The organism is Rhodanobacter fulvus Jip2 (assembly GCF_000264315.1).
GTDB lineage: Bacteria > Pseudomonadota > Gammaproteobacteria > Xanthomonadales > Rhodanobacteraceae > Rhodanobacter > Rhodanobacter fulvus.
On the sequence record NZ_AJXU01000044.1, the window covers coordinates 93740 to 115216 of the forward strand.

Genomic DNA, 21477 nt, shown 5'->3' on the forward strand with positions numbered 1-21477 from the left:
TGGGATTCGGGATTCGTTAAAGCGTCGGGGCCGGGGCGTGATCGGGTTTGCGAATCCCGAATCTCGAATCCCCCATTCCGATTACCTGGGCTGCAACCGCACCGCCCCGTCCAGCCTGATGGTCTCGCCATTGATGTAGCGATTGCCCAGGATGAAGGCCACGGTGCTGGCGAATTCGTCGGGTTGGCCCAGGCGGGCGGGGAACGGGATCGATGCGTTCAGCGATGCCTGCACTTCCGCCGACATGCCATCGACCATGGGGGTCCAGAAGATGCCCGGGGCGATGGTGGCCACGCGGATGCCGAAGCGCGCCAGCTCGCGCGCCATCGGCAGGGTCATGCCCACCACGCCGCCCTTGGAGGCGGAGTAGGCGGCTTGCCCGATCTGGCCTTCGTAGGCGGCGACGCTGGCGGTGTTGATGATCACGCCGCGCTCGCCGTCCTCGCCCGCGTCGTTGTGCTGCATCAGCGCGGCGCCGGCCTTGGCCACGTTGAAGCTGCCGACGAGGTTCACCATGACGGTGCCGGAAAAATTGGCCAGCGGCATCGCGCCCTGCTTGCCCAGCACGCGGCCCGCGCCCAGGATGCCGGCGCAGTTCATCACCACGTTGAGCCCGCCCATCGCGTGGTGTGCCGCCGCTGCGTTGGTGGCCACGCCATCTTCGGAGGTGACATCGGTGCGCAGGAAACGCGCGGCGTCGCCCAGTTCGCCGGCGGCGGCGTGGCCGTTGGCGTCGTTGACGTCGAACAAGGTCACCTTGCCGCCGCTGGCGACCAACTGCCGCGCCACCGCCAGGCCGAGGCCGGATGCGCCGCCGGTGATGATTGCCTTGACCTGATCGAGTTGCATGGAATGTCCCGGTGGGGAAGGGCCCGCCATCTTAACCGAGCGCGTCGTCGCCGTGATCCAGCGGCGTCTGCCTCTGTGCGGGGGCAAGCCGGGGAAACGGCGTGACCGGCCGGGGCGGGTTCGCCGCGGGCTGCAGCTCCTTCTGCCACACGCCCACGTCCCACCATTGGCCCAGTTTGTAGCCGCTCTGGCGCCACACGCCGGCGGGGGTGAAACCCATGGCTTCGTGCATCGCCACGCTGACCGTGCCGGGCAGGGTGATCACGCCCACCGCCTGGGTGAGGCCCTGTTCGCGCATCACGTCGAGCAGCACGCCGTACAACCGTCGCGCGATGCCGCGCCGCTGCGCATCGTCGCGTACGTAGATCGAGGTTTCGGCGATCCAGTCGTAGGCGGCGCGCTCGCGGAAACGTCCGGCATAGGCATAGGCGAGGACGTCGCCCGCTTCTTCCCACACCAGCCACGGGTAGTGCTGCAACCGGGCCAGGATGCGCCCGGCCATGGCGTCCACGCCGGGCAGCTCGGTTTCGAAGGTGGCCACGCCGTGGGTGATCGACGGCGCGTAGATGGCGTGGATGGCGGCGGCGTCTTCCACGCGCGCCGTGCGGATGGGCAGGCTCAAGGTAGGGCTCACAGTTCGCGGATGAAAAAGCGGTCGCAACTGAAATGTCCGGTGCCGCCCATCGGTGCGCACAGCGGGGTGAAGCCGCTGTGCTTGTACAGCGCCTGCGCCGCGTCCATGCCGGTCAGTGTTTCCAGGTAGCAGCGCTTGAAGCCGTGGGCGCGGGCGGTATCGAGACAGCGCTGCATCATCGCGCGGCCGGCGCCGATGCCGCGCGCGGCGGGCAGGAAGTACATCTTGCGCAGTTCGCAGACATCCGGCTCGGCGTTCTGCAGCGGCGCGACGCCACCGCCGCCGATCACCGTGCCGTCGCGCTCGACCACGAAATAGCTGCTGCGCGGCTGCGCGTAGGAGGCGGTCATCATGTCCACCTCGGCATCGTTGATGGCGAAGCCGGGGCCATCGGCGCCGAACTCGGGCATCACGGCGCGGATGATCGCGGCCATGGCCGCGTCGTCGGCGGGTTGGATCGGGCGGATCAGGAAAGTGTCGGTCATGGCGTGGGTGCGCCGCAGTGGGGGGGAGGGATGGTAGCTCAGGCCGCGGCGGTGCGCGCCCGGGTCACGCGGCTGGCGGTTTCCTTGTGCAGTTGCGTGGCCAGCCACGCGCCGGTGTTGATCAGCAGGTCGAGATCGACGCCGGTTTCCAGCCCCATGCCGTGCAGCATGTAGACCACGTCCTCGCTGGCCACGTTGCCGGTGGCGCCCTTGGCGTACGGACAACCGCCCGTGCCGGACACGGCGCTGTCGATCACGCGCACGCCTTCCTCCAGGCAGGCCAGGATGTTGGCCAGCGCCTGGCCGTAGGTGTCGTGGAAATGCACCGCCAGCGCCGCCATCGGCACCTCGCCGGCCACCGCCCGCAGCATGGCGCGCGCCTTGGCCGGCGTGCCCACGCCGATGGTGTCGCCCAAAGAAATTTCGTGGCAACCCATTTGGTGCAACCGCCGCGCCACGCGCACCACGTCGCTTATCGCCACGTCGCCCTGGTAGGGACAACCCAGCACGGTGGACACGTAGCCGCGCACGCCCACGCCATCGGCCCGCGCCCGCTCCAGCACGGGCGCGAAACGCTCGATGGATTCGTCGATGGAGGCGTTGATGTTGCGGCGGTTGAACGCCTCCGAAGCGGCGGTGAATACCGCCACATCGGTGGCGCCGGCGGCCAGCGCGCGCTGGTAGCCCTGCATGTTGGGCACCAGCACCGGATAACTCACGCCCGGCTTCTTGCGGATGCCGCCGAACACTTCCGCCGCGTCGGCCAGCTGCGGCACCCATTGCGGGCTGACGAAACTGGTGGCCTCGATCGTCTGCAAGCCGGTATCCGACAGCCGGTCGATCAGTTCGATCTTCACCGTCGCCGGCAGCAGCGTCTTTTCATTCTGCAGCCCGTCGCGCGCGCCGACTTCGACGATGCGGACGTGGTCGGATGAGATCATGGCAAGCTCCGGTTTTTCTGCAGGAGCGACTTAAGTCGCGATGCTTTTCGTTACATGGCAAAGAGCATCGCGACTGAAGTCGCTCCCACAATTCATGTTTCGGCGAATTTCACCAGCACCGCATCGGCCTCGACGAATTCGCCTTGCGTCGCGCTCACGCTTTCGATGGTGCCGGCGCGTGGCGCCTTCAAGGCCAGCTCCATCTTCATCGCCTCCATCACCAGCAGATCCTGGCCTTGCTCGACCTGATCGCCGGCCTGCGCCTTCACCAGCACGATACGCCCGGGCATCGGCGCGATCACCTGGTTGCCGCCCGCCGCATCGCTGGCTTCCCAGGCGAACGCCACCGCGCGGGTGAAGCTGTAGCGCTGGCCGTCGGCGTCGTGCAGCATGACGTGCCGTGCGTCGGCCCGCAGCGGCAGGCGCAGCGACTCGCCGTCGAAGCGTGCGCTCAGCGTGTTCTCCAGCAATCGCGCGCCGCGTACGTCGCAGACGGTCTCGCCATGGCGCAGGCGATAATCGCCGCCGTCGCCATGGGCTTCGATGTCGTGGCGCTGCTCGCGCCAGGTCAAGGCGATGATCCGCTTGCCGGCGTGGCCGATGCGCCAGGCATCGGCGCGCGCCCAGGGCGAATGCGGGTCGGCGGGTGCGCTGTCCACATGCGCTTCGTCATGCAGCAAGGCGGCGGTGGCGGCGGCGAACAGCACGCGGTCGCCGGGCGCCGCATCGCCCACCACGAATTCATCCAGGTGGCGATCCAGATAGCCGGTGTCGATGCGCCCTTCGGTGATGGCCGGGTGCCGCGCCAGCTGCTCCAGAAAACCGATGTTGGATTTGGGGCCGATGATCTCGCTGGCCGCCAGCGCTTCGCGCAATCGCTGCAACGCTTTCGCCCGGGTGGCATCGAACACGATCAGCTTGGCGATCATCGGATCGTAGAAGATCGTCACCGTGTCGCCTTCGACCACGCCGCCATCCAGGCGCACGTGCGGTGACGGCACGGGCAGGCGCAGCGTCTGCAGTTTGCCGGAGCCGGGCAGGAAGTTCTGGTCCGGGTCTTCCGCGTACAGCCGCACTTCGATCGCGTGACCGTGGGCGTGCACCTGATCCTGCTGCAACGGCAGCGGCTGGCCCGCGGCCACGCGCAATTGCCATTCGACCAGATCCAGCCCCAAGGTCATCTCGGTGACTGGGTGCTCGACCTGCAATCGCGTATTCATCTCCATGAAGAAGAACTCGCCCGGACTGCCATCGGCTTGCCGCGCCACGATGAATTCCACCGTGCCGGCGCCCACGTAGTCGACCGCTTTCGCCGCCGCCACCGCGGCCTGGCCCATGGCCTGGCGGGTGGCTTCGTCCAGCGACGGGCAGGGCGTTTCCTCCAGCACTTTCTGGTAGCGGCGCTGCGCCGAGCACTCGCGTTCGTTGAGGTGGATCACATGGCCGTGGGTGTCGCCGAACACCTGGAACTCGATGTGTCGCGGATGCTCGACATAGCGCTCCAGAATCACCCGCGCATCGCCGAACGCGCTGGTGGCCTCACGCTGTGCAGAAGCCAGTGCATCGGCGAATTCCGCCGCACTGCGCACGATCCGCATGCCCTTGCCGCCACCGCCGGAGGCGGCCTTGATCATCAGCGGGAAGCCGGTCTTTTCCGCCTGCCCGGCAAGGAATGCCGCATCCTGGTTTTCGCCGTGATAACCCGGCACCAGCGGCACCGCGTGTTTCTCCATCAGCGCCTTGGCGGCGGCCTTGGAGCCCATCGCGTCGATGCTTTCGGGTTTCGGGCCGATGAAGACCATGCCGGCGTCGGTGCAGGCACGGGCGAAACCGGTGTTCTCGGAAAGAAAGCCGTAGCCGGGATGAATCGCCTGCGCGCCGGATTTTTTCGCCACCTCGAGGATGACATCGCCGCGCAGGTACGACTCGGCCGGGCGCGGCCCGCCGATCGGCCAGGCTTCATCCGCCAGGCGTACGTGCTGCGCGTCGCGGTCCGCTTCCGAATACACCGCGATGGTGTGGATGCCCAGCCGCCGGCAGGTGCGGATCACGCGGCAGGCAATCTCGCCGCGGTTGGCAATCAGTACGCGCTCGAACATGGGGTATTCCTGCAGCCGTTTGATGGTGGTGCAAAGCTTGTAACGCTAACAGATAGGCGCATGGCAACCGATGCGCGGCGCAGCATGGAAACGCGCATCAAGCGGTGCGCCAGACAGGATCTCGGCAGCCAACGACTGCACGACTCGGCCATCGCGTCAGAGGCCGCCCACCCATGCCGGTGCGCGCTTGTCGAGGAAAGCGGCCAGCCCGTGCTGGCCTTCCTCGGAAACACGCAGGCGGGCGATCAATGCCGCATTCTCTTCATCGATGCGCTCGGCCTGCGCCGCGTCCGCGCCACCGATGCGCAGCGCCAGTTGCTTGGCTTCACGCTGGGCGTTCGGGCCTGCCTTGCCCAGCAGATGCAGCTGGCGTGCGATGGCCTCGTCGAGTTCAACCGCGGGCACGCTGGCGTGCAGCAGGCCGATGCGGGCTGCCGTGGTGGCGTCGAACACTTCGCCGGTGATGAACAGCCGCCGCGCCTGGCGCAGACCGATGGCGGCGACGACGTACGGCGAAATGACCGCCGGCACCAGGCCCAGCTTCACCTCGGACAGGGCGAACTTGCTGCCGTCCACGCCGATGGCGATGTCGCAGCAGGCCACCAGCCCCACGCCACCGCCATAAGCGGCGCCATTGACCCGCGCCACGGTGGGCTTGGGCAGGTATTGCAAGGTGCGCATGAGGCGGGCCAGGCGCAGCGAGTCCGCGTGGTTTTCCGCTTCGCTGGCGCCGGCCATGCCGCGCATCCAGTTGAGGTCGGCGCCGGCGGAGAAACAGCTGCCGTTGCCGCTCAGCACCACGGCGCGCACGGCCGGATCCGCACCGGCCTGTTCGAGGGCGAGGGTGAGCGCGGCGATCAGCGCATCGTCGAACGCGTTGTGGACCTGCGGCCGGTTCAGCGTGAGCCAGCAGATGCCGTCGCGCCGTTCGCTGAGGATGGAGTCGGTCATGAGTGCATCCGGCAAAGAACCGCATCATAAACGCTGCCCGCGGACGACCGTGTCGTGCGGTGCAACCGGGCACGTGAGGGGATACAATGCGAACAATTCTTATTTGAGAAAAGCCGTGCGCCTTTCCGAGTTGCCCAAGGGATCTCCCGCCGTCGTCGACCGCGTGGATGATGCGCACGCGTCCGACCCGATTGCCCAACGTTTGCGCGACCTGGGCTTCGTCGACGGCGAACCGTTGCGGGTGGTGGCGATCGGCCCGATGGGCGGCGATCCGTTGCTGATCCAGATCGGCTCGACCCGCTTTGCGCTGCGTCGCGCCGAAGCGGCCCGGGTCAGCGTGCGTGTCGAGGTCGCCGCGTGAGTGCTTCCACGCTGAAGATCGCGCTGGTCGGCAACCCGAACTGCGGCAAGACGGCCTTGTTCAACCAGCTCACCGGCGGTCGCCAGAAGGTGGCCAACTACGCCGGCGTCACGGTGGAGCGCAAGGAGGGCCGGTTTACCGCGCCGTCCGGGCGGGTGCTGCAATTGCTGGACCTGCCTGGCACCTACAGTTTCGAGGCGAACAGCCCGGACGAGCAGATCACCCGCGACGTCTGCGCCGGCAATTACCCGGGTGAGGCGCCGCCGGACCTGATCGTCTGCGTGGCCGACGCCACCAACCTGCGCCTGCACCTGCGCTTCGTGCTGGAGGTGAAGCGGCTGGGCCGGCCGGTGGTGCTGGCGCTGAACATGATGGACACCGCGCGCCAGCGCGGCATCGTCATCGACGTGCCGCAGTTGCAGGAACGGCTCGGCCTGCCGGTGGTGGAAACCATCGCGGTGAAGCGCGGTGGTGCCCGGGCGCTGATCGAACGCGTGGATGGCGAGGTGCCCGCCGCCGCGCCGGCGCAAACGGACGACGCGGCCAGCCGCGCCGATCTCCACGCGCAGGTGCGCGAACTGCTGGCGGCGACAGTGACGATGCCACGCGCCACGGCCGTCATCGACGATGCGCTGGACCGCTGGACGCTGCATTCCGTATTCGGCCTGATGATCCTGGCCGTGGTGATGTTCCTGGTGTTCCAGGCGGTGTACTCGATCGGCAAGCCGATGACCGACCTGATCGGCGACGGTTTCGGCTGGATGGGTGAGCATGCCGCCGCGCTGATGCCGGCCGGGCCGTTGCAGAGCCTGGTGACCGACGGCCTGTTCGGCGGCATCGGCACGGTGCTGGGTTTTCTGCCCGAGATCCTGGTCCTTTTCCTGTTCATCATCGTGCTGGAGGAGTCCGGCTATCTGCCGCGTGCCGCGTTCCTGCTCGACCGGCTGATGCTGTCGGTGGGGCTCACCGGGCGCTCGTTCATCCCGCTGCTGTCGAGCTTCGCCTGCGCCATCCCCGGCATCATGGGCACGCGCAGCATCCAGGACCCGCGCGACCGCCTGGCCACGATCCTGATCGCGCCATTGATGACCTGCTCGGCGCGGCTGCCGGTGTATGCGCTGCTGATCGGCGCATTCATCCCCACCCGTCGCGTGCTCGGCGTGTTCAACCTGCAGGGCGTGGTGCTGTTCGCGTTGTACCTGGCCGGCATCCTGGGCGCGATGGCGGTGGGCTGGGTGATGAAGCACATCCGCCGCGACAAGAGCGAGCATGCGCTGCTGATGGAGTTGCCGTCGTATCGCTTGCCCAAGGTGCGCGATGTGGCGATTGGCCTGTATGAGCGCGGCGCCATTTTCATGAAGCGCCTGACCGGCGTGATCCTGGGTTTGACTATCCTGATGTGGTTCATCTCCACCTTCCCGTCGCCGCCCGCGGGTGCCACGGGGCCGGCCATCGAATACAGCTTCGCCGGCTATATCGGGCGCGCCTTGCAGTACGTGTTCGCACCGATCGGTTTCAACTGGCAGATCAGCCTGGCGCTGATCCCGGCCTTTGCCGCGCGCGAAACGGCGGTGGCGGCGCTGGCCACGGTGTATCTGGTGGGCGGCGAGGCGAGTGGTCTGGGTCAGGCGTTGGCGGGGCAGATTTCGCTGGCCAGTGCGCTGTCGCTGCTGGTGTGGTTTGCGTACGCGCCGCAATGCATGTCGACGCTGGCGGTGATCCGCCGTGAAACCGACTCCTGGCGCAACGTGGCCATCTCGTTCGGCTACATGTTCGTGCTGGCGTACGCGGCGTCGTTCGTCGTTTACCAGGTAGCGAGTGCGCTGGCATGAGCATGGGGCTGCAATACGTGATCGTGGGGCTGATCGTGCTGGCCAGCGTGTTCATCGTATTGCGCAAGCTGGCGCCCAAGCTCACCAACCGCTGGCTGGCGGCGGGGTCCATCCGCTTCAACCGGAAAGATCGGCCGGCCTGGGCACGTGCGATCGGGCGCCGCCTGAAGCCGAAGGAAGCCACCGGCGATTGCAGCGACGGTTGCGCCACCTGCGGCGCCTGCGGGCCGAAGCCGCCAGCCGGTGCGCAGGTCGAGCCACAGCCGCTGGAATTCAGGTCGCGGCGCTAGGTATTCCGGCTTGAAAGCGAACACGTCAAGGCGAGCACGCCGTCCGGTGAGGCCACGTTCCGCTTGAGCCTGTTTGTGAGAATGATTATCATTAGCCAATCAAGGCCGTCGGACTTCGTCGTGAAATACACAGGATCCATCGCGTTTGGGGTGTTGCTGTCGATCGCCACCTCGGGGCTTGCCGTGGCAGCCGAGTCGCAGGATTACACGCTGGTGCTGCAGGACCATCGCTATCAGCCCACGGAGTTGCACATTCCGGCCGACACGCGGGTGAAGCTGGAAGTGATCAACAAGGATCCCTCGCCGGAGGAATTCGAGAGCAATGATTTTCCGGCCGAGAAAATCGTCATGCCGAAAAGCAGCGCCACGCTTTTCGTGGGCCCGTTGAAAGCCGGACGCTACCACTTTTTTGGTGACTTCCATCAGCCCACCGCACAGGGCACGTTGATCGTGGAGTAGGGCGCATGTGGGCTATCGCATTGCTGGTTTTTCGCGAGGTGCTGGAAGCGGCACTGATCGTCAGCGTGGTGGCCGCGGCCACCCGCGGCGTACGTCAGCGCGGCTTGTTCATCGGCGGCGGCATTGCGCTGGGTGTGGTCGGCGCGGCGCTTGTCGCGTGGTCGGCTGACTGGCTCGCCGCGGCGGTGAGTGGCGCGGGTCAGGAGGTTTTCAACGCGGGCGTGCTGCTGGCGGCGGTGTTGATGATCGGCTGGCACGTGGTGTGGATGTCCAGCCACGGTCGCGAGCTGAGCCGGCAGATGCAGGCCATGGGCAGTGCCGTGAAAGCGGGTGCCAGTTCGATGGTGATGCTGTTGGCAGTGGTGGCGTTGGCGGTGCTGCGCGAGGGATCGGAGATCGTGCTGTTCCTGTTCGGCATGCGCGCCGGCGGGGCGGATCACTTGTGGGCAGGCTTGTCGGTCGGCGTGGTTGCCGGTGCCGCGCTGGGCTACGCGTTGTACGCCGGATTGCTGCGCATTCCCTTGCGGCATTTTTTCAGTGCCACCAACGCGATGCTGGTGTTGCTGGCCGCGGGCCTGGCATCCACGGCGGCGCGTTACCTGATCCAGGCGAACATCGTGCCGGCCTTGGGATACCGTCTGTGGGACAGCTCGTGGTTGCTCGCCAATGGTTCGTTGCCGGGGCAGGCGGCGCACGTTCTGGTGGGTTACGACGCGCAACCGGCTGGCATGCAGATGCTGTTTTTCGCGGCGACCTTGCTGCTGCTCTGGTCCGGTGCGCGGTGGGCGCGTGGGCATGCTGGTGCAGCGGTCGCCAAGCGCGCGCTGCCGGATGGCCTGGGCCAACCCGCGCAGTAGCTGTCGTCGGCCAGCGCGCCTGCGCGCGGCTTACATCCGAAACACGCCGTAGCGCTGCGGTTCGATCGGCGCGTTCGTCGAGGCGGAGATCGCCAGACCCAGTACCCGACGGGTGTCGGCCGGATCAATGATGCCGTCATCCCACAGCCGCGCGCTGGCGTAATAGGGATGGCCTTGCCGCTCGTACTGCTCGCGGATCGGCGTCTTGAACGCCTCCTCGTCGGCGGCCGGCCATTCGCCGCCGCGTGCCTCGATGCCGTCGCGCTTGACCGTGGCCAGCACCGACGCCGCCTGCTCGCCGCCCATCACCGAGATACGCGCGTTCGGCCATGTCCACAGGAAACGCGCGCCGAACGCGCGGCCACACATGGCGTAGTTGCCGGCGCCGAAGCTGCCGCCGATCACCACGGTGAATTTCGGCACGTGCGAGCAGGCGACGGCGGTAACCATCTTGGCGCCATCCTTCGCGATGCCGGCCTGTTCGTACTTCTTGCCAACCATGAAACCGGTGATGTTCTGCAGGAACACCAGCGGCACGTTGCGCTGGTTGCACAGCTCGATGAAATGCGCGCCCTTGAGCGCGCTCTCGGCGAACAGGATGCCGTTGTTGGCGATGATGCCCACCGGATAGCCGTGGATATGCGCAAAGCCGCAGACCAGGGTCTTGCCGTAGCGCGCCTTGAACTCGTGCAGCTCGGAGCCATCGACGATGCGCGCGATCACTTCGCGGATGTCGAACGGGCGCCGGGTATCTTCCGGAATCACGCCATAGAGCTCCTCGGCGGGATATTTCGGCTCTGCCGGCGTTCGAAGCGCCAGCGGCATGGACTTGACGCGGTTGAGGCTGGCGACGATGTCGCGGGCGATCGACAACGCATGCGCGTCGTTCTCGGCGTAATGGTCGGCCACGCCGGAGATGGACGTATGGACGTCCGCGCCGCCCAGGGTTTGCGCATCGACCACTTCGCCGGTGGCCGCCTTCACCAGCGGAGGCCCGCCCAGGAAAATGGTGCCCTCGTCGCGCACGATGATGGTTTCGTCGCTCATCGCCGGCACATAGGCGCCGCCAGCCGTGCACGAGCCCATCACCACCGCGATCTGGGGAATGTTCAGCGCAGACATCCGCGCCTGGTTGTAGAAGATGCGACCGAAATGCTCCTTGTCGGGAAACACTTCGTCCTGCAAAGGCAGAAAGGCGCCGCCGGAATCGACCAGGTAGACGCAGGGCAGGCGATTTTCCAGCGCCACTTCCTGCGCGCGCAGATGCTTTTTGACGGTCATCGGGAAATAGGTACCGCCCTTGACCGTGGCGTCGTTGGCGACGACGACCACTTCCAGCCCGTTGACGCGACCGATGCCGGTGATCAGCCCCGCTGCCGGTGCCGCATCGTCGTACATGCCGTGAGCAGCCAGCGGCGACAGTTCGAGGAACGGCGAGCCCGGATCGAGCAGGGCGCGGATCCGCTCGCGTGGCAGCAGCTTGCCGCGCGCGGTGTGCTTGTCGCGGGCCTTTTCGCCACCACCGTTGCCCGCGTGGGCCAGTTGGTCGCGCAGGTCGTTCACCAGTGCTTGCAGGCGTGCATGGGCGGCCTGGTAATCAGGGGAACGAAGGTCGATCTGCGAGGCGATGACACTCATGCTGACGGGTCCATGGGTTTTGCCAGGTACGGGCGTGGTTGATTCCCGATGATAGCCGTGGCGGTGTTTTCAACCAATTGACTCACTCATCGTTTCGACCCGTGGCGCATGCCGAATGACGGGCAAAAAAAACGGCCGCACGAGGCGGCCGTTTTTTTTGGAAACCAGCCAGGGATCAATTACCCTTCTTGGCGTCTTCTGCAGCGTCTTTCGCGGTGGTAGCAGCGTCTTTCGCAGCGTCAGCAGCCTTGTCGGCCTGGTCGGCAGCGTTCGAAGCGGCGTCCTTCGCCTGGTCAGCAACGTTGCCGGCCGCGGTGGAGGCAGAGCTGGCAGCCTGCTGGGCCTGCGCAGCCGCCTGACCGGCAGCGTCAGCCGCGGTGTTGGCCTGATCAGCAGCCTGTACCGCTTCCGTGGACGGAGCCTGCGCAGCGGCCTGCTGTGCGGTATCAGCAGCCTGCTGAGCCGTATCAGCGGACTTCTGGGCGTCCTGCGCGGAATCCTGCGCGCCGTTGCTGCATGCCGCCAACAGCGCGACGAGCGCGGAGGCGAGTAGGGTACGCGTAAACTTCATGGTGGATCTCCTTTGCCGTGGAATGCCGTTTGGCCGTGTATTAATAGCGCTTTCGTCGAACCTGCGCCACATTTTTATAGCAACGCTTCAGTGCACATTAAAAACCGGTTTAGCCCGCTTTCATTGGCGGAGCGGATTGTTGCGCGTCTCGCGTGAGGGTTCAGTCTACGGATTCGACCGCAATCGCGGTTGCTTCGCCACCACCAATGCACAAGGTGGCAATGCCGCGCTTGAGGCCGCGCGTTTTCAATGCGTTGAGCAAGGTGACCACCAGTCGCGCACCGCTGGCGCCAATGGGATGGCCCAGCGCGCAGGCGCCGCCATTGACGTTGATCTTGTCGCGCGGGATGCCGAGCTCGCGCATGGGTGCCATCGCCACCACCGCAAATGCCTCGTTGATCTCGAACAAGTCCACGTCGGCAATATTCCAGCCGGCCTTTTCCAGCACCTTGCCGATGGCGCCGACAGGCGCGGTGGTAAACCACTCCGGTTCCTGCGAATGGGTGGCGTGGGCCACGATGCGGGCCAGCGGGGTGAGTCCGCGCGCCTTGGCGTCGGCCGCGGTCAGCACCACCACGGCGGCGGCGCCGTCGGAAATGCTGGATGAGCTGGCGGCGGTGATGCTGCCGTTTTCCTTGCGGAAGGCGGGCCGCAGGCTGGGGATCTTGGCGATGTCGGAGCGGCCCGGCTGCTCGTCGGTATCGAACTGCACATCACCCTTGCGACCGCTGACGGTGACGGGGGCGATCTCGCCGGCAAACGCACCGTTCTTCTGCGCGGCTTGTGCGCGCTCGACCGAGCCGATCACGAAGGCGTCCTGTTCCTCGCGGGTAAAGTGGTACTTGTCCGCGCACAATTCGCCGAAGACGCCCATCGACTGGCCGTCGTAAGGATTGGTCAGCCCATCCCATGCCATGTGGTCGACCAGCTTGCCGTCGCCATAACGGATACCCGTGCGCGCGTTGACCATGTGCGGGGCATTGGTCATCGACTCCATGCCGCCGGCCACCACCACGGTGGCCGAGCCGGCCTTGATCAGGTCGTGGCCGAGCATGATGGCCTTCATGCCGGAGCCGCACACCTTGTTGACCGTGGTGGCGCCGGTGCTTGCGGGCAGCCCGGCGGCCAGCGCCGCCTGACGGGCTGGCGCCTGGCCCAGGTTGGCTGGCAGCACGCAACCCATCAGCACTTCGCTGACGTCCGCCGCGGCCACACCGGATTGCTCCAGCGCCGCGCGAATCGCGGTGGCGCCAAGCGTCGGCGTGGGGACGCCGGTGAACTGGCCGAGAAAGGAACCGATTGCGGTGCGTTTGGCACCGGCAATGACAATGCTGTCGTCCGACATGGGGGGTCTCCGCAATGCTTGAGAGGCGCTGGCGCCTGCAGGATATTCCAGTGATTATCCCAGTTGGCGACAAGTCGCCGCAAACCGGGAAAGGCGAAGCTACCATGCGGTGCGGGCGCTATCTCGTGAGCTTTTCGTTGTGTCAGTATTCGAGTTCGGCGCCGTAGCTCACGAAGTTTGGTGGCCTTGCCCCGTTCCGGGACTCCAAAGGGGAAACAACATGAAAACTGTCGCTCAGAACGTGCGTCGCTGCGAGGCGGCGCTGGTGGTGGGCATGGCACTGGCCTTGAGCGCATGCGGTGGCGGCGGCGGCGGTGGCGGCATCGGCAATGTGAAGCCCACGCCGACACCGACGCCTGCGCCCACTCCGACGCCAACCCCCACGCCGACACCCACCCCGGGGCCCACCCCGGATCCACCGATCGATGCCCAGCTCAGCATCACGAATGCCAGGGCCGCGCATGCGCAGGGTTTCAATGGCAACGGGGTCACCATCGGCGTCGTCGACAGCGGCATCATGCGCAACCATCCTGCGCTGGCCGGCCGGGTGACGAAGGAGCTGATCTATGTCGACTCGTCGTTCAACAACACCTCCATCGATGACGTGGTCGGCCATGGCACCTGGGTGTCGGAAATTGCCGCGGGCAAGGCGTTCGGCCTTTTCGCCGGTGGCATCGCGCCGGGCGCGCAACTGGTGTCGGCACGCATCATCAGTGACGTCGAGCCGACCGACGATGGCACCGGGCAGGGCAACCTGGTCACCAGCGCCGACCCGCTGGGCACGATCAATGACGACCTGATCGCCAACAACGTCAAGATCTCGAACAACTCGTGGGGCGGCCTGTACTGGTCCGATACCGCCACGGCCACGACGAAGAGCTTCCACGACGCCTACGCCCCCTTCATCAATACCTGGGGAGGGCTGGTCGTGATGGCGGCGGGAAACAGTGGCGAGGCCAATCCCAGCGACGTCGCGGCGTTGCCGAGTCGCGCCCCCGATCTGGAGCGCGGCTGGCTTACCGTGGTGGCGGTCGACAGCAACCATCCGACCCAACTGGCCAGCTACTCCAACGCCTGCGGCGTGGCCATGAATTACTGCCTTGCCGCGCCCGGGGACGTGATCGTCAGCGCCAAGGATGACACCACCACCAACGTCAACTACCTGGTCGTCGGCGGCACTTCGCTGGCGGCACCGCAGGTTTCCGGCGCAGCCGCGCTGGTCTGGCAGGCCTACCCGTATTTCAGTAGCGACCTGGTGCGGCAGACTCTGCTTGGCACGGCCGACGACCTTGGTGCGGCGGGTGTGGACAAGGTGTTCGGTTATGGCGAACTCAATGTAGGCAAGGCCGTCAACGGGCCGGCCAAGTTCGACTGGGGCGACGTCACCGTGAGCGTGCCGGGGAGCTCCAGCTGGAACAATCCGATCTCGGGCGCCGGCGGACTGATCAAGCAGGGGACCGGAAGGTTGACCCTGACCCAGCCCTCGACCTTCGCCGGGCTGACCCAGGTGCAAGCGGGCACGCTGGTGGCGAAATCCCTGGCTTCGGGTGTGACCATCGGTGCGTCGGGTACGTTGGCCAACACGCATGCCATCGGTGGCGATGTCGTCAACAGCGGCGTCATCGGGGTCAATGGCGGCAATGTTTCGGTGGCCGGCAATTACACCCAGCAAGGCAGCGGCCGCCTGGCCGTGTCGCTGGGTTCGATGTTGCAGGTGGCGGGCAAGGCGACGATCGCCGGTGGCGATGTCTATGTGATCGGCAAGGAGGACAGCTACGTTGCCGATTCGCATACCGTCGTGCTGAACGCAGCAGGTGGCTTGACCGGCGCCTTCAGCAGCTTCGCCTGGTCTGCCAACGTGACCTTGCTCAATGCCACGCTGGGCTATGACGCCAACAACGCCTGGCTAAATGTCAGTCAGGTGAATGCCACCGCCGTGACGGGGCTTGCCTATACGGCGGCATCGTACGGTGCCGCGCAGCGGGTCGATGCGGCATTCGGCCAGATCAACAGCCAGCTCAGTGGCGGTACGTCGGGCAGCGCGGCAGTCAGCAGTGGTTTCATCAAGGCGGCAGCGGGCCTGCAGCGCACGGCCAACGTCGAAACGCTGCAACGCTCGCTGGAAAGCCTGTCCGGCCAGTTGCATGCGGCCAGTACGGCGATGACGTTCGAGGCGATCGATGCCGGTACGCGCGCCTTGTCGGATCGTTTCGACAACCTGCTGAGTACACCAGGCGCAGGCGGCTGGACGCAGAACCTGGGCTATCACGGCGGCATGTCACGCAGCGGCTACAGCGAGGTGGGTTACGACCTCAGCGGCTGGATGGCCGGCCAGGACTACCGTATCGGCAGCAACGGCGTGGCCGGCTTCGCGTTGAGCCAGAGCCAGGGCCTTGGTCGCCTGGCCGAGAGCGCGGACCAGGGCCGCAGTCACGCGATGGAAGGCATGTTGTATGGCGGCGTGATCGATGGCGCGTGGTACACGATGGGCCGTTTCGGCATCGGCAACTATCGCGAAAACATGCGGCGCACGGTTGAGCTGGGTGCTCAGTCCAGCAGCGTCAGCAGCCGAAGCGGAGGCCGCTACGGCGTCGCTTACGGGGAAAGCGGCTACCGCCTGGCGTTTGGTCGCAACGTTGTCACGCCGTATGCCAACCTGCAGTACGCGCAGATTCGACGCGACGGTTTCAACGAACTGGGCGGCGCCGGGTTCGGGTTGAAATCGGAGGCGCAAACCGCCGCGCGCTGGCAGGCCGGCCTGGGCGTGCGCGCCACCCGCGGTTGGCAGTTCGATCGCGGTGGCAACGTGCAATTGCAGACGCATCTGCTGTGGCAGCAATCGTTCGGGATGCGCGGCGATGTGTTCCAGGCCAGCTTCAGCGGCGTCAATCAATGGGCGCCGGTGGGCGGCATCGGGCTGGCGCGCTACGGCGGCATGGCGGGTGCGTCAGTGGATTGGACGTTCACGCCGCGCATCAGTTTCCAGTTGGGCTACGACCAGTACCTCGGCCAGCGCCAGCAGGCGAAAATGGCGACCGCCAGCTTCAATTGGGCGTTCTGAGTCCCTTGCCTCTCTCCCTCGTGGAGAGAGGGATGGCCCCGGGCACGGGTTGGTTCATCGCGAAAACCGGACCCTCTCCCCAACCCCTCTCCCAGAGGGAGAGGGGCTTCAAAGCAGAGAAAGTCCGGCGCTCTTGCTCTTCCGAATCCCGAATCCCGAATCCCGATTCCCGGCCTTCTCACGCCTTGCCGTGAAAAAGCTCGCGGCCGATCAGCATGCGGCGGATCTCGTTGGTGCCGGCGCCGATCTCGTACAGCTTCGCATCGCGCAACAGGCGGCCGGCCGGATAGTCGTTGATGTAGCCGTTGCCGCCCAGCGACTGGATCGCCTCCAGCGCCACTTTCACCGCGTTGGCCGAGGCGTTGAGCAGGCAGGCGGCCGGGTCGATGCGCGACTTCACGCCATTGTCGAACTGCTGCGCCACCAGGTAGGCGAAGCCGCGTGAGCTCTGCAGCGCGGTGTACATGTCGGCGACCTTCGCCTGCATGATCTCGAACGTGCCGATCGGCGCATTGAACTGCTTGCGCTCGCGCACGTAGGGCAGGGTGATGTCGAGCGCCGCCTGCATCAGGCCGATCGGGCCGCCGGACAGCACCAGCCGTTCGGTATCCAGCCCGTTCATCAGCACGCGCACGCCTTCGTTGACTTCACCCACGATATTTTCGGCCGGGATCTCGCAATCCTCGAACACCAGCTCGCAGGTGTTGGAGCCGCGCATGCCCAGCTTGTCCAGTTTCTGCGCAGTGCTGAAACCCTGCATGCCTTTTTCGACGATGAAGGCGGTCATGCAGCGGCTGCCGGCGGTGCGCGGCGCGGTGCGCATGTACACCAGCAGCACGTCGGCATCGGGCCCGTTGGTGATCCACATCTTGCTGCCGTTGGCCACCCACACGCCTTCGCGCAGCTCGGCCTTGCAGCTCATCGAGCCGACCACGTCGGAGCCGGCGCCGGGCTCGCTCATCGCCAGCGCGCCCACGTGTTCGCCGCTGCACAATTTCGGCAGGTACTTCTGCTTCTGCGCTTCGTTGCCGTTGTGGAAGATGTTGTTGACGCAGAGGTTGGAGTGCGCGCCGTACGACAGGCCGACCGAACCGGAGGCGCGCGAGATTTCCTCCATCGCCACCATGTGCGCCAGAAAGCCCATGCCGGTGCCGCCGTACGCTTCGTCGACGGTGATGCCGAGCAGGCCCATCTCGCCCAGCTTGCGCCACAGGTCGGCGGGAAACAGGTTGTCGCGATCGATCCTGTCCGCGCGCGGGGCGATCTCCTTCTCCGCGAACGCGTGCACGGTTTCGCGCAGCAGGTCGATGTCTTCTCCGAGTGGAAACGGACGCATTGCGGACTCCATGGACGACGCGGATGACAGGTCGTCCATGGTAGCGCAGGCGCGACCCACCACTGGTGATGCCGCGCCGCGCTTCATCGGGACAGGGCGTCGAAGCGCCCTGCCATCAGGTTCAGTGGACCTTGGCCAACTTGCCTCTCAGCGCCACGCCCGACATCAGGCTGCCCTTGTGGCATTCATAGTTTTTCGGGTCGCTGTGGACCTGTTTCTTGTAGTAGCTCTGGATGTCCACCACCGCATTGGCGCCGGCCTGCTTGGCCGCATCCTGCAGCGTGATCAGCGCCGACTGCAGCGCCCAGCTGCAGGATTCCTGGCTGGACTTGCCGAAGGCGTTGGTTTTCTTGTTGGTGACGACATTGTTGTTGACCACGTCCACCTTGCCGGCCGGCTGGTTGCCTTCCAGGTAGAACTTCACGCTGCCATCGAGCTTGCCGGCGGCGGTGGCGGCGGCGACGGTGTCCTGGAACGACAGGTACACCACGTCTTCGGCCATGCCGATGGCGGGAACCGCGGACAACGTGAGCAGGGTCAGGACGAGAACTTTGGCCTTCATGTGCAACTCCTTGGGTGATGAATCGATGCGGTCGTCTGGCCGTGACAAAGCACGGGAAACCATGTCCGGAGCGGGTGCTTGAACAATCCCCTTCAGCACAGCCCGCCGTTGACGGCGAGCACCTGGCGGGTAATGTAGCCCGCGTCGGCGCCCAGCAAAAACTCCACGGCGGCAGCCACTTCGTCGGGCGTGCCGGTGCGTTCGGCCGGGATCATCTTCAGGATCTGCTCCACCGGCACCTCGGGGTCGAGCATGTCGGTTTCGATCAGCCCCGGCGCCACGCAGTTGACGGTGATCCTGCGCTTGGCCAGCTCCACCGCCAGCGCCTTGGCGGCGCCGATCACGCCAGCCTTCGAGGCGCTGTAGTTGACCTGGCCACGGTTGCCGATGATGCCGGAGACCGAGGTGATACAGACCACCCGGCCGGGCGCGCGGCGGCGGATCATCGGCATGATCAACGGATGCAGCACGTTGTAGAAGCCATCCAGGTTGGTGCGCAGCACGCTGTCCCAATCGTCGCCGCTGAGCGCGGGAAAAGCCGCGTCGCGGGTCAGCCCGGCATTGCAGACCACGCCGTAATACGCGCCGTGGGTGGCGACGTCCGCTTCCAGCGCGGCGGCACAGGCGGCGCGATCGGAAATGTCGAATTGCAGCACGCGGGCCGACTGGCCCAGCGCCTCGATCTCGCCGCGCACCGCGTCGGCTTCCTCGCGCCGTGAGCGGCAATGCAATACCAGGGTGTAGCCGGCGCGGGCCAGGCGCAGGGCGATGGCGCGGCCGATGCCGCGGCTGGAGCCGGTGACGAGGATGGTTTCAGGCATGGGGCTGACTCGGTGCAAGGGAAGCGAGGAAGGCGTCGCTGTCGGGTGGGCTGAAGACGGTCAGGCGGGCTTCGGCGTGGATGCCTTCGGCGTCGATGCGGCAGGCGAACATGGCCATGCCATTGTCGTCGTGAAAACTGCGGAACGCCTCGACGGCCAGTTCGCTGCCGGGCGCAAACGCGTCCACATTGCAGCGGTAGTGGCGGGTGCCGAGCAGGAAACCCAGGCGCACCGCGCGGTGCTCGTGCTTCCCCGTCCAGCCCGACCATGCCGCCACGGCCTGCGCCATCAGCTCCACGCCGCACCACGCGGGCAGGCTGCCATCGGCGGCGTTGAACGGGCCATCCGGCCGCACCACGAGTCCGCAGACGATGCGGTCGGTTTCGGCGTCCAGCACCGAGTCGAGCAGGATCATGTCGCCGCTGTGGGGTAGCAGGTCGGCAATCGGCCCATGCGTCATGGCGGGATTTCCTCAGTGTTTCCGGCGTCGGCATCGGCCAGGATCAGGCTGGCGTTGTTGCCGCCGAACGCGAACGCGTTGCTCATCAGCCGCCGCGTGCCTTGCGCCGGCAGGCGGCGCTGCGTGTCGATCAGATCCAGTGCGGCCAGTTCCGGGTCGGCCACGCCATCCCAGACGTGCGGCGGCAGGCGATGGTCGCCATCCAGCAGGCTCAACCAGCAGAACGCGGCCTCCAGCGCGCCGGCGGCGGCGAGCGTGTGACCGGTCAGGGATTTGGTCGATGAGCATGGCACGCCGCGCGGGAATACCGCCGCCATCGCGCGGCTTTCCATGCGGTCGTTGTGTTCGGTGGCGGTGCCGTGCAGGTTGACGTAGTCGATCTGGCCGGCATCCAGCTGCGCTTGGGCGAGTGCGCCGCGCATCGCCTGCTGCGCGCCCAGGCCCTGCGGGTCCGGTGACGACATGTGGTACGCGTCGGAGCTGGCGCCGCTACCGGCGAGAACAACGCCACGGTGTTCGCGCGTCATCAGGAACAGCGCCGCGGCCTCGCCGATATTGATGCCGCGACGGTTTTGCGAGAACGGCCGGCAGCGTTCAACGTCGAGCGCGTCCAGCGCCAGAAAGCCGTTCACCGGCAACCGCGCAAGCGTGTCCACGCCGCCGCATAGCACCGCGTCGCACATGCCCATCTGCAACAAGCGCTGCGCGCTGATGAGGGCGCGGGCGCCGGAAGTGCAGGCGGTCGAGATGCCATAGGCCGGCCCGGAAAGCGCCAGCCATTCGGCCAGGAACTCGGCCGGCGCGCCCAGCTCCTGATCGGCGTAACGGTAATCATCCGGCCACTGACCATGCTGACGCCGATGGTTGATCGCTTCGGTGGTGCGTTCGATGCCGGTGGTGCTGGTGCCGATGACAACGCCTACGCGGTGCTCGCCGTGACGGTGGATTGCCGCGCGGATATCGCCCTCGATCTCCAGCGCTGCAGCCAGCAGCAGGCGGTTGGCGCGGTTGTCCCGTGTTGTCGCCAGCGCCGGCGGTATCGGCGGCAAGTCGTGGCTGACGGCGCCCAGCGGCAGCGATCGCCCCGGCGCCCAGCCGGCTTCGGCGCGGATGCTGCTGGCGTCGCCGGCAAACAGGGCCGCGGCAACCTCCTGCTTGCCGCGGCCGAGGTTGCAGATCACGCCCAGCGCGTTGAGATAGGCCGTCATGGGACGGGAGGCTTGCGGGCGGCCACGTTGACCAGGGTTTCCTCGCGCTTGCCCGGCTGTGGCGGCTGCTTCAGGTGCCAGCGTTCCAGCAGGCCGAAGTCGCGCGCGCGGCTCCACCACAGGTACGGCAGCGAAACCTGCTGCGGCCCGAACACGAAACCCCGTTCGCGCAGCATCTGCAGATAGCCGTCCGCACTTTTCTGCACGTGCATCGGGTGGCGGAAGAACCAGCGGATCACCCAGGTGTCGATATAGGCTTTGGTCGATTCGGCAAAGAGCAGTACGCCACCGGGTTTCAGCACGCGCCAGAATTCGGCCAGCGCACGTTCCTGCTCCACCAGGTGATGGAAGGTCTGGTGGCAGAACACGATGTCGACACTGGCGTCGGGCAGGTCGATCTGCGCGCAGTCGCCGGTGATCAGTTCGGCGGGGATCTGCTCCTTGTCCGCTTCGGCGCGCGACAGCGCAATGCTGTGCGGGTCGGCATCCAGCCCGATCAGCTGCTGTGGCTGGAAAGTGTCGCGCAACAGCCGGAACGACTTGCCCTGGCCGCAACCCACGTCCAGCAGCACGCCGCCTTGCGGTGCCGGTTCGCCGCAGAGTTTCTTCAGGTCGTTGATGGCGACGCGGAGCACATGATGCTGCCAGGTGAACGTGCTCAGGAAGCGGAAACCGATGCGGGTCTCCTCGACATACGTGGGGCTGGCGTAATTCATG

21 protein-coding genes are annotated in these 21477 nt (G+C 66.3%); 6 read left to right on the plus strand and 15 right to left on the minus strand.

Translation table 11 applies throughout. The features are described 5' to 3' along the window. Nucleotides 1–81: 81 nt before the first annotated feature. From UU9_RS11510 to UU9_RS11535, 6 genes are all read right to left on the minus strand, one after another. Nucleotides 82–849, minus strand: coding sequence for an SDR family NAD(P)-dependent oxidoreductase (locus UU9_RS11510; RefSeq protein ID WP_007081926.1), 768 nt, complete (start codon nucleotides 847–849; stop codon nucleotides 82–84). A gap of 31 nt (nucleotides 850–880) precedes the next feature. Beyond that, nucleotides 881–1471, minus strand: coding sequence for a GNAT family N-acetyltransferase (locus UU9_RS11515; protein WP_007081927.1), 591 nt, complete (start codon nucleotides 1469–1471; stop codon nucleotides 881–883). An 8-nt stretch (nucleotides 1472–1479) separates the two neighbouring features. After that, a complete protein-coding gene (locus UU9_RS11520) occupies nucleotides 1480–1968 on the minus strand; it encodes a GNAT family N-acetyltransferase (protein WP_007081928.1) in 489 nt (162 codons plus the stop codon). 38 nt (nucleotides 1969–2006) lie between these two features. Beyond that, entirely contained in the window at nucleotides 2007–2909 is a 903-nt protein-coding gene (locus UU9_RS11525; protein ID WP_007081929.1) for a hydroxymethylglutaryl-CoA lyase, read from the minus strand. A gap of 92 nt (nucleotides 2910–3001) precedes the next feature. Then, entirely contained in the window at nucleotides 3002–5008 is a 2007-nt protein-coding gene (locus UU9_RS11530) for an acetyl/propionyl/methylcrotonyl-CoA carboxylase subunit alpha (RefSeq protein WP_007081930.1), read from the minus strand. A 156-nt stretch (nucleotides 5009–5164) separates the two neighbouring features. Further along, entirely contained in the window at nucleotides 5165–5959 is a 795-nt protein-coding gene (locus tag UU9_RS11535) for an enoyl-CoA hydratase-related protein (protein WP_007081931.1), read from the minus strand. A gap of 115 nt (nucleotides 5960–6074) precedes the next feature. On the opposite strand from UU9_RS11535, the gene UU9_RS11540 reads away from it, so the two are divergent. The 5 genes from UU9_RS11540 (at nucleotide 6075) to UU9_RS11560 (ending at nucleotide 9758) form a co-directional block, all read left to right on the plus strand. Further along, the gene (locus tag UU9_RS11540; protein ID WP_007081932.1) at nucleotides 6075–6320 is read left to right on the plus strand and encodes a FeoA family protein; all 246 of its coding nucleotides are present in this window, start codon (nucleotides 6075–6077) and stop codon (nucleotides 6318–6320) included. Continuing rightward, nucleotides 6317–8152, plus strand: coding sequence for a ferrous iron transporter B (gene feoB, locus UU9_RS11545; RefSeq protein ID WP_007081933.1), 1836 nt, complete (start codon nucleotides 6317–6319; stop codon nucleotides 8150–8152). Before UU9_RS11540 ends, feoB begins: the two co-directional genes overlap by 4 nt. Then, on the plus strand, nucleotides 8149–8442 hold the full coding sequence (locus UU9_RS11550) for a DUF6587 family protein (protein WP_007081934.1): 294 nt from the start codon (nucleotides 8149–8151) through the stop codon (nucleotides 8440–8442). The genes feoB and UU9_RS11550 overlap by 4 nt, the downstream gene beginning before the upstream one ends. Nucleotides 8443–8592: 150 nt before the next feature. Beyond that, nucleotides 8593–8901 (plus strand): cupredoxin domain-containing protein, encoded by a 309-nt coding sequence (locus UU9_RS11555; RefSeq protein WP_007081935.1) that lies wholly within the window; start codon nucleotides 8593–8595, stop codon nucleotides 8899–8901. A 5-nt stretch (nucleotides 8902–8906) separates the two neighbouring features. Further along, nucleotides 8907–9758, plus strand: coding sequence for an FTR1 family iron permease (locus UU9_RS11560; RefSeq protein WP_007081936.1), 852 nt, complete (start codon nucleotides 8907–8909; stop codon nucleotides 9756–9758). A gap of 30 nt (nucleotides 9759–9788) precedes the next feature. Here the strand turns inward: UU9_RS11560 and UU9_RS11565 are convergent, their stop codons facing one another. From UU9_RS11565 to UU9_RS11575, 3 genes are all read right to left on the minus strand, one after another. Then, nucleotides 9789–11396, minus strand: coding sequence for a carboxyl transferase domain-containing protein (locus UU9_RS11565; RefSeq protein ID WP_007081937.1), 1608 nt, complete (start codon nucleotides 11394–11396; stop codon nucleotides 9789–9791). Nucleotides 11397–11571: 175 nt separating this feature from the next. Continuing rightward, nucleotides 11572–11967, minus strand: a complete 396-nt coding sequence (locus UU9_RS11570) for a hypothetical protein (RefSeq protein WP_007081938.1) — start codon at nucleotides 11965–11967, stop codon at nucleotides 11572–11574. 160 nt (nucleotides 11968–12127) lie between these two features. Continuing rightward, entirely contained in the window at nucleotides 12128–13312 is a 1185-nt protein-coding gene (locus UU9_RS11575) for an acetyl-CoA C-acyltransferase (RefSeq protein WP_007081939.1), read from the minus strand. 220 nt (nucleotides 13313–13532) lie between these two features. Here UU9_RS11575 and UU9_RS11580 point away from each other — a divergent pair, with 220 nt between their 5' ends. Beyond that, nucleotides 13533–16373, plus strand: a complete 2841-nt coding sequence (locus UU9_RS11580) for a S8 family serine peptidase (protein WP_007081940.1) — start codon at nucleotides 13533–13535, stop codon at nucleotides 16371–16373. Nucleotides 16374–16551: 178 nt separating this feature from the next. On the opposite strand, the gene UU9_RS11585 is transcribed toward UU9_RS11580, so the two are convergent. From UU9_RS11585 to UU9_RS11610, 6 genes are all read right to left on the minus strand, one after another. Further along, nucleotides 16552–17709: an isovaleryl-CoA dehydrogenase gene (locus UU9_RS11585; RefSeq protein ID WP_007081941.1), complete on the minus strand. Its 1158-nt coding sequence runs from the start codon at nucleotides 17707–17709 to the stop codon at nucleotides 16552–16554. A 121-nt stretch (nucleotides 17710–17830) separates the two neighbouring features. Further along, complete coding sequence (locus UU9_RS11590; protein ID WP_007081942.1) at nucleotides 17831–18271, minus strand: hypothetical protein; 441 nt, start codon at nucleotides 18269–18271, stop codon at nucleotides 17831–17833. A 92-nt stretch (nucleotides 18272–18363) separates the two neighbouring features. Further along, on the minus strand, nucleotides 18364–19092 hold the full coding sequence (fabG, locus tag UU9_RS11595) for a 3-oxoacyl-ACP reductase FabG (RefSeq protein WP_007081943.1): 729 nt from the start codon (nucleotides 19090–19092) through the stop codon (nucleotides 18364–18366). After that, nucleotides 19085–19552 (minus strand): hotdog family protein, encoded by a 468-nt coding sequence (locus tag UU9_RS11600; RefSeq protein ID WP_007081944.1) that lies wholly within the window; start codon nucleotides 19550–19552, stop codon nucleotides 19085–19087. The genes fabG and UU9_RS11600 overlap by 8 nt, the downstream gene beginning before the upstream one ends. Beyond that, nucleotides 19549–20760, minus strand: coding sequence for a beta-ketoacyl-[acyl-carrier-protein] synthase family protein (locus UU9_RS11605; RefSeq protein WP_007081945.1), 1212 nt, complete (start codon nucleotides 20758–20760; stop codon nucleotides 19549–19551). The genes UU9_RS11600 and UU9_RS11605 overlap by 4 nt, the downstream gene beginning before the upstream one ends. Next, complete coding sequence (locus UU9_RS11610) at nucleotides 20757–21476, minus strand: class I SAM-dependent methyltransferase (protein ID WP_007081946.1); 720 nt, start codon at nucleotides 21474–21476, stop codon at nucleotides 20757–20759. The genes UU9_RS11605 and UU9_RS11610 overlap by 4 nt, the downstream gene beginning before the upstream one ends. Nucleotide 21477: the final 1 nt, after the last annotated feature.

Coding starts and splice junctions, on each gene's coding strand:
- UU9_RS11525 (WP_007081929.1), bottom strand. CDS start 2,909: ATGATCTCATCCGACCACGTCCGCATCGTCGAAGTCGGCGCGCGCGAC.
- UU9_RS11600 (WP_007081944.1), bottom strand. CDS start 19,552: ATGACGCATGGGCCGATTGCCGACCTGCTACCCCACAGCGGCGACATG.
- UU9_RS11510 (WP_007081926.1), bottom strand. CDS start 849: ATGCAACTCGATCAGGTCAAGGCAATCATCACCGGCGGCGCATCCGGC.
- UU9_RS11565 (WP_007081937.1), bottom strand. CDS start 11,396: ATGAGTGTCATCGCCTCGCAGATCGACCTTCGTTCCCCTGATTACCAG.
- UU9_RS11575 (WP_007081939.1), bottom strand. CDS start 13,312: ATGTCGGACGACAGCATTGTCATTGCCGGTGCCAAACGCACCGCAATC.
- UU9_RS11530 (WP_007081930.1), bottom strand. CDS start 5,008: ATGTTCGAGCGCGTACTGATTGCCAACCGCGGCGAGATTGCCTGCCGC.
- UU9_RS11520 (WP_007081928.1), bottom strand. CDS start 1,968: ATGACCGACACTTTCCTGATCCGCCCGATCCAACCCGCCGACGACGCG.
- UU9_RS11535 (WP_007081931.1), bottom strand. CDS start 5,959: ATGACCGACTCCATCCTCAGCGAACGGCGCGACGGCATCTGCTGGCTC.
- UU9_RS11570 (WP_007081938.1), bottom strand. CDS start 11,967: ATGAAGTTTACGCGTACCCTACTCGCCTCCGCGCTCGTCGCGCTGTTG.
- UU9_RS11605 (WP_007081945.1), bottom strand. CDS start 20,760: ATGACGGCCTATCTCAACGCGCTGGGCGTGATCTGCAACCTCGGCCGC.
- UU9_RS11585 (WP_007081941.1), bottom strand. CDS start 17,709: ATGCGTCCGTTTCCACTCGGAGAAGACATCGACCTGCTGCGCGAAACC.
- UU9_RS11550 (WP_007081934.1), top strand. CDS start 8,149: ATGAGCATGGGGCTGCAATACGTGATCGTGGGGCTGATCGTGCTGGCC.
- fabG (WP_007081943.1), bottom strand. CDS start 19,092: ATGCCTGAAACCATCCTCGTCACCGGCTCCAGCCGCGGCATCGGCCGC.
- UU9_RS11580 (WP_007081940.1), top strand. CDS start 13,533: ATGAAAACTGTCGCTCAGAACGTGCGTCGCTGCGAGGCGGCGCTGGTG.
- UU9_RS11590 (WP_007081942.1), bottom strand. CDS start 18,271: ATGAAGGCCAAAGTTCTCGTCCTGACCCTGCTCACGTTGTCCGCGGTT.
- UU9_RS11610 (WP_007081946.1), bottom strand. CDS start 21,476: ATGAATTACGCCAGCCCCACGTATGTCGAGGAGACCCGCATCGGTTTC.
- UU9_RS11560 (WP_007081936.1), top strand. CDS start 8,907: ATGTGGGCTATCGCATTGCTGGTTTTTCGCGAGGTGCTGGAAGCGGCA.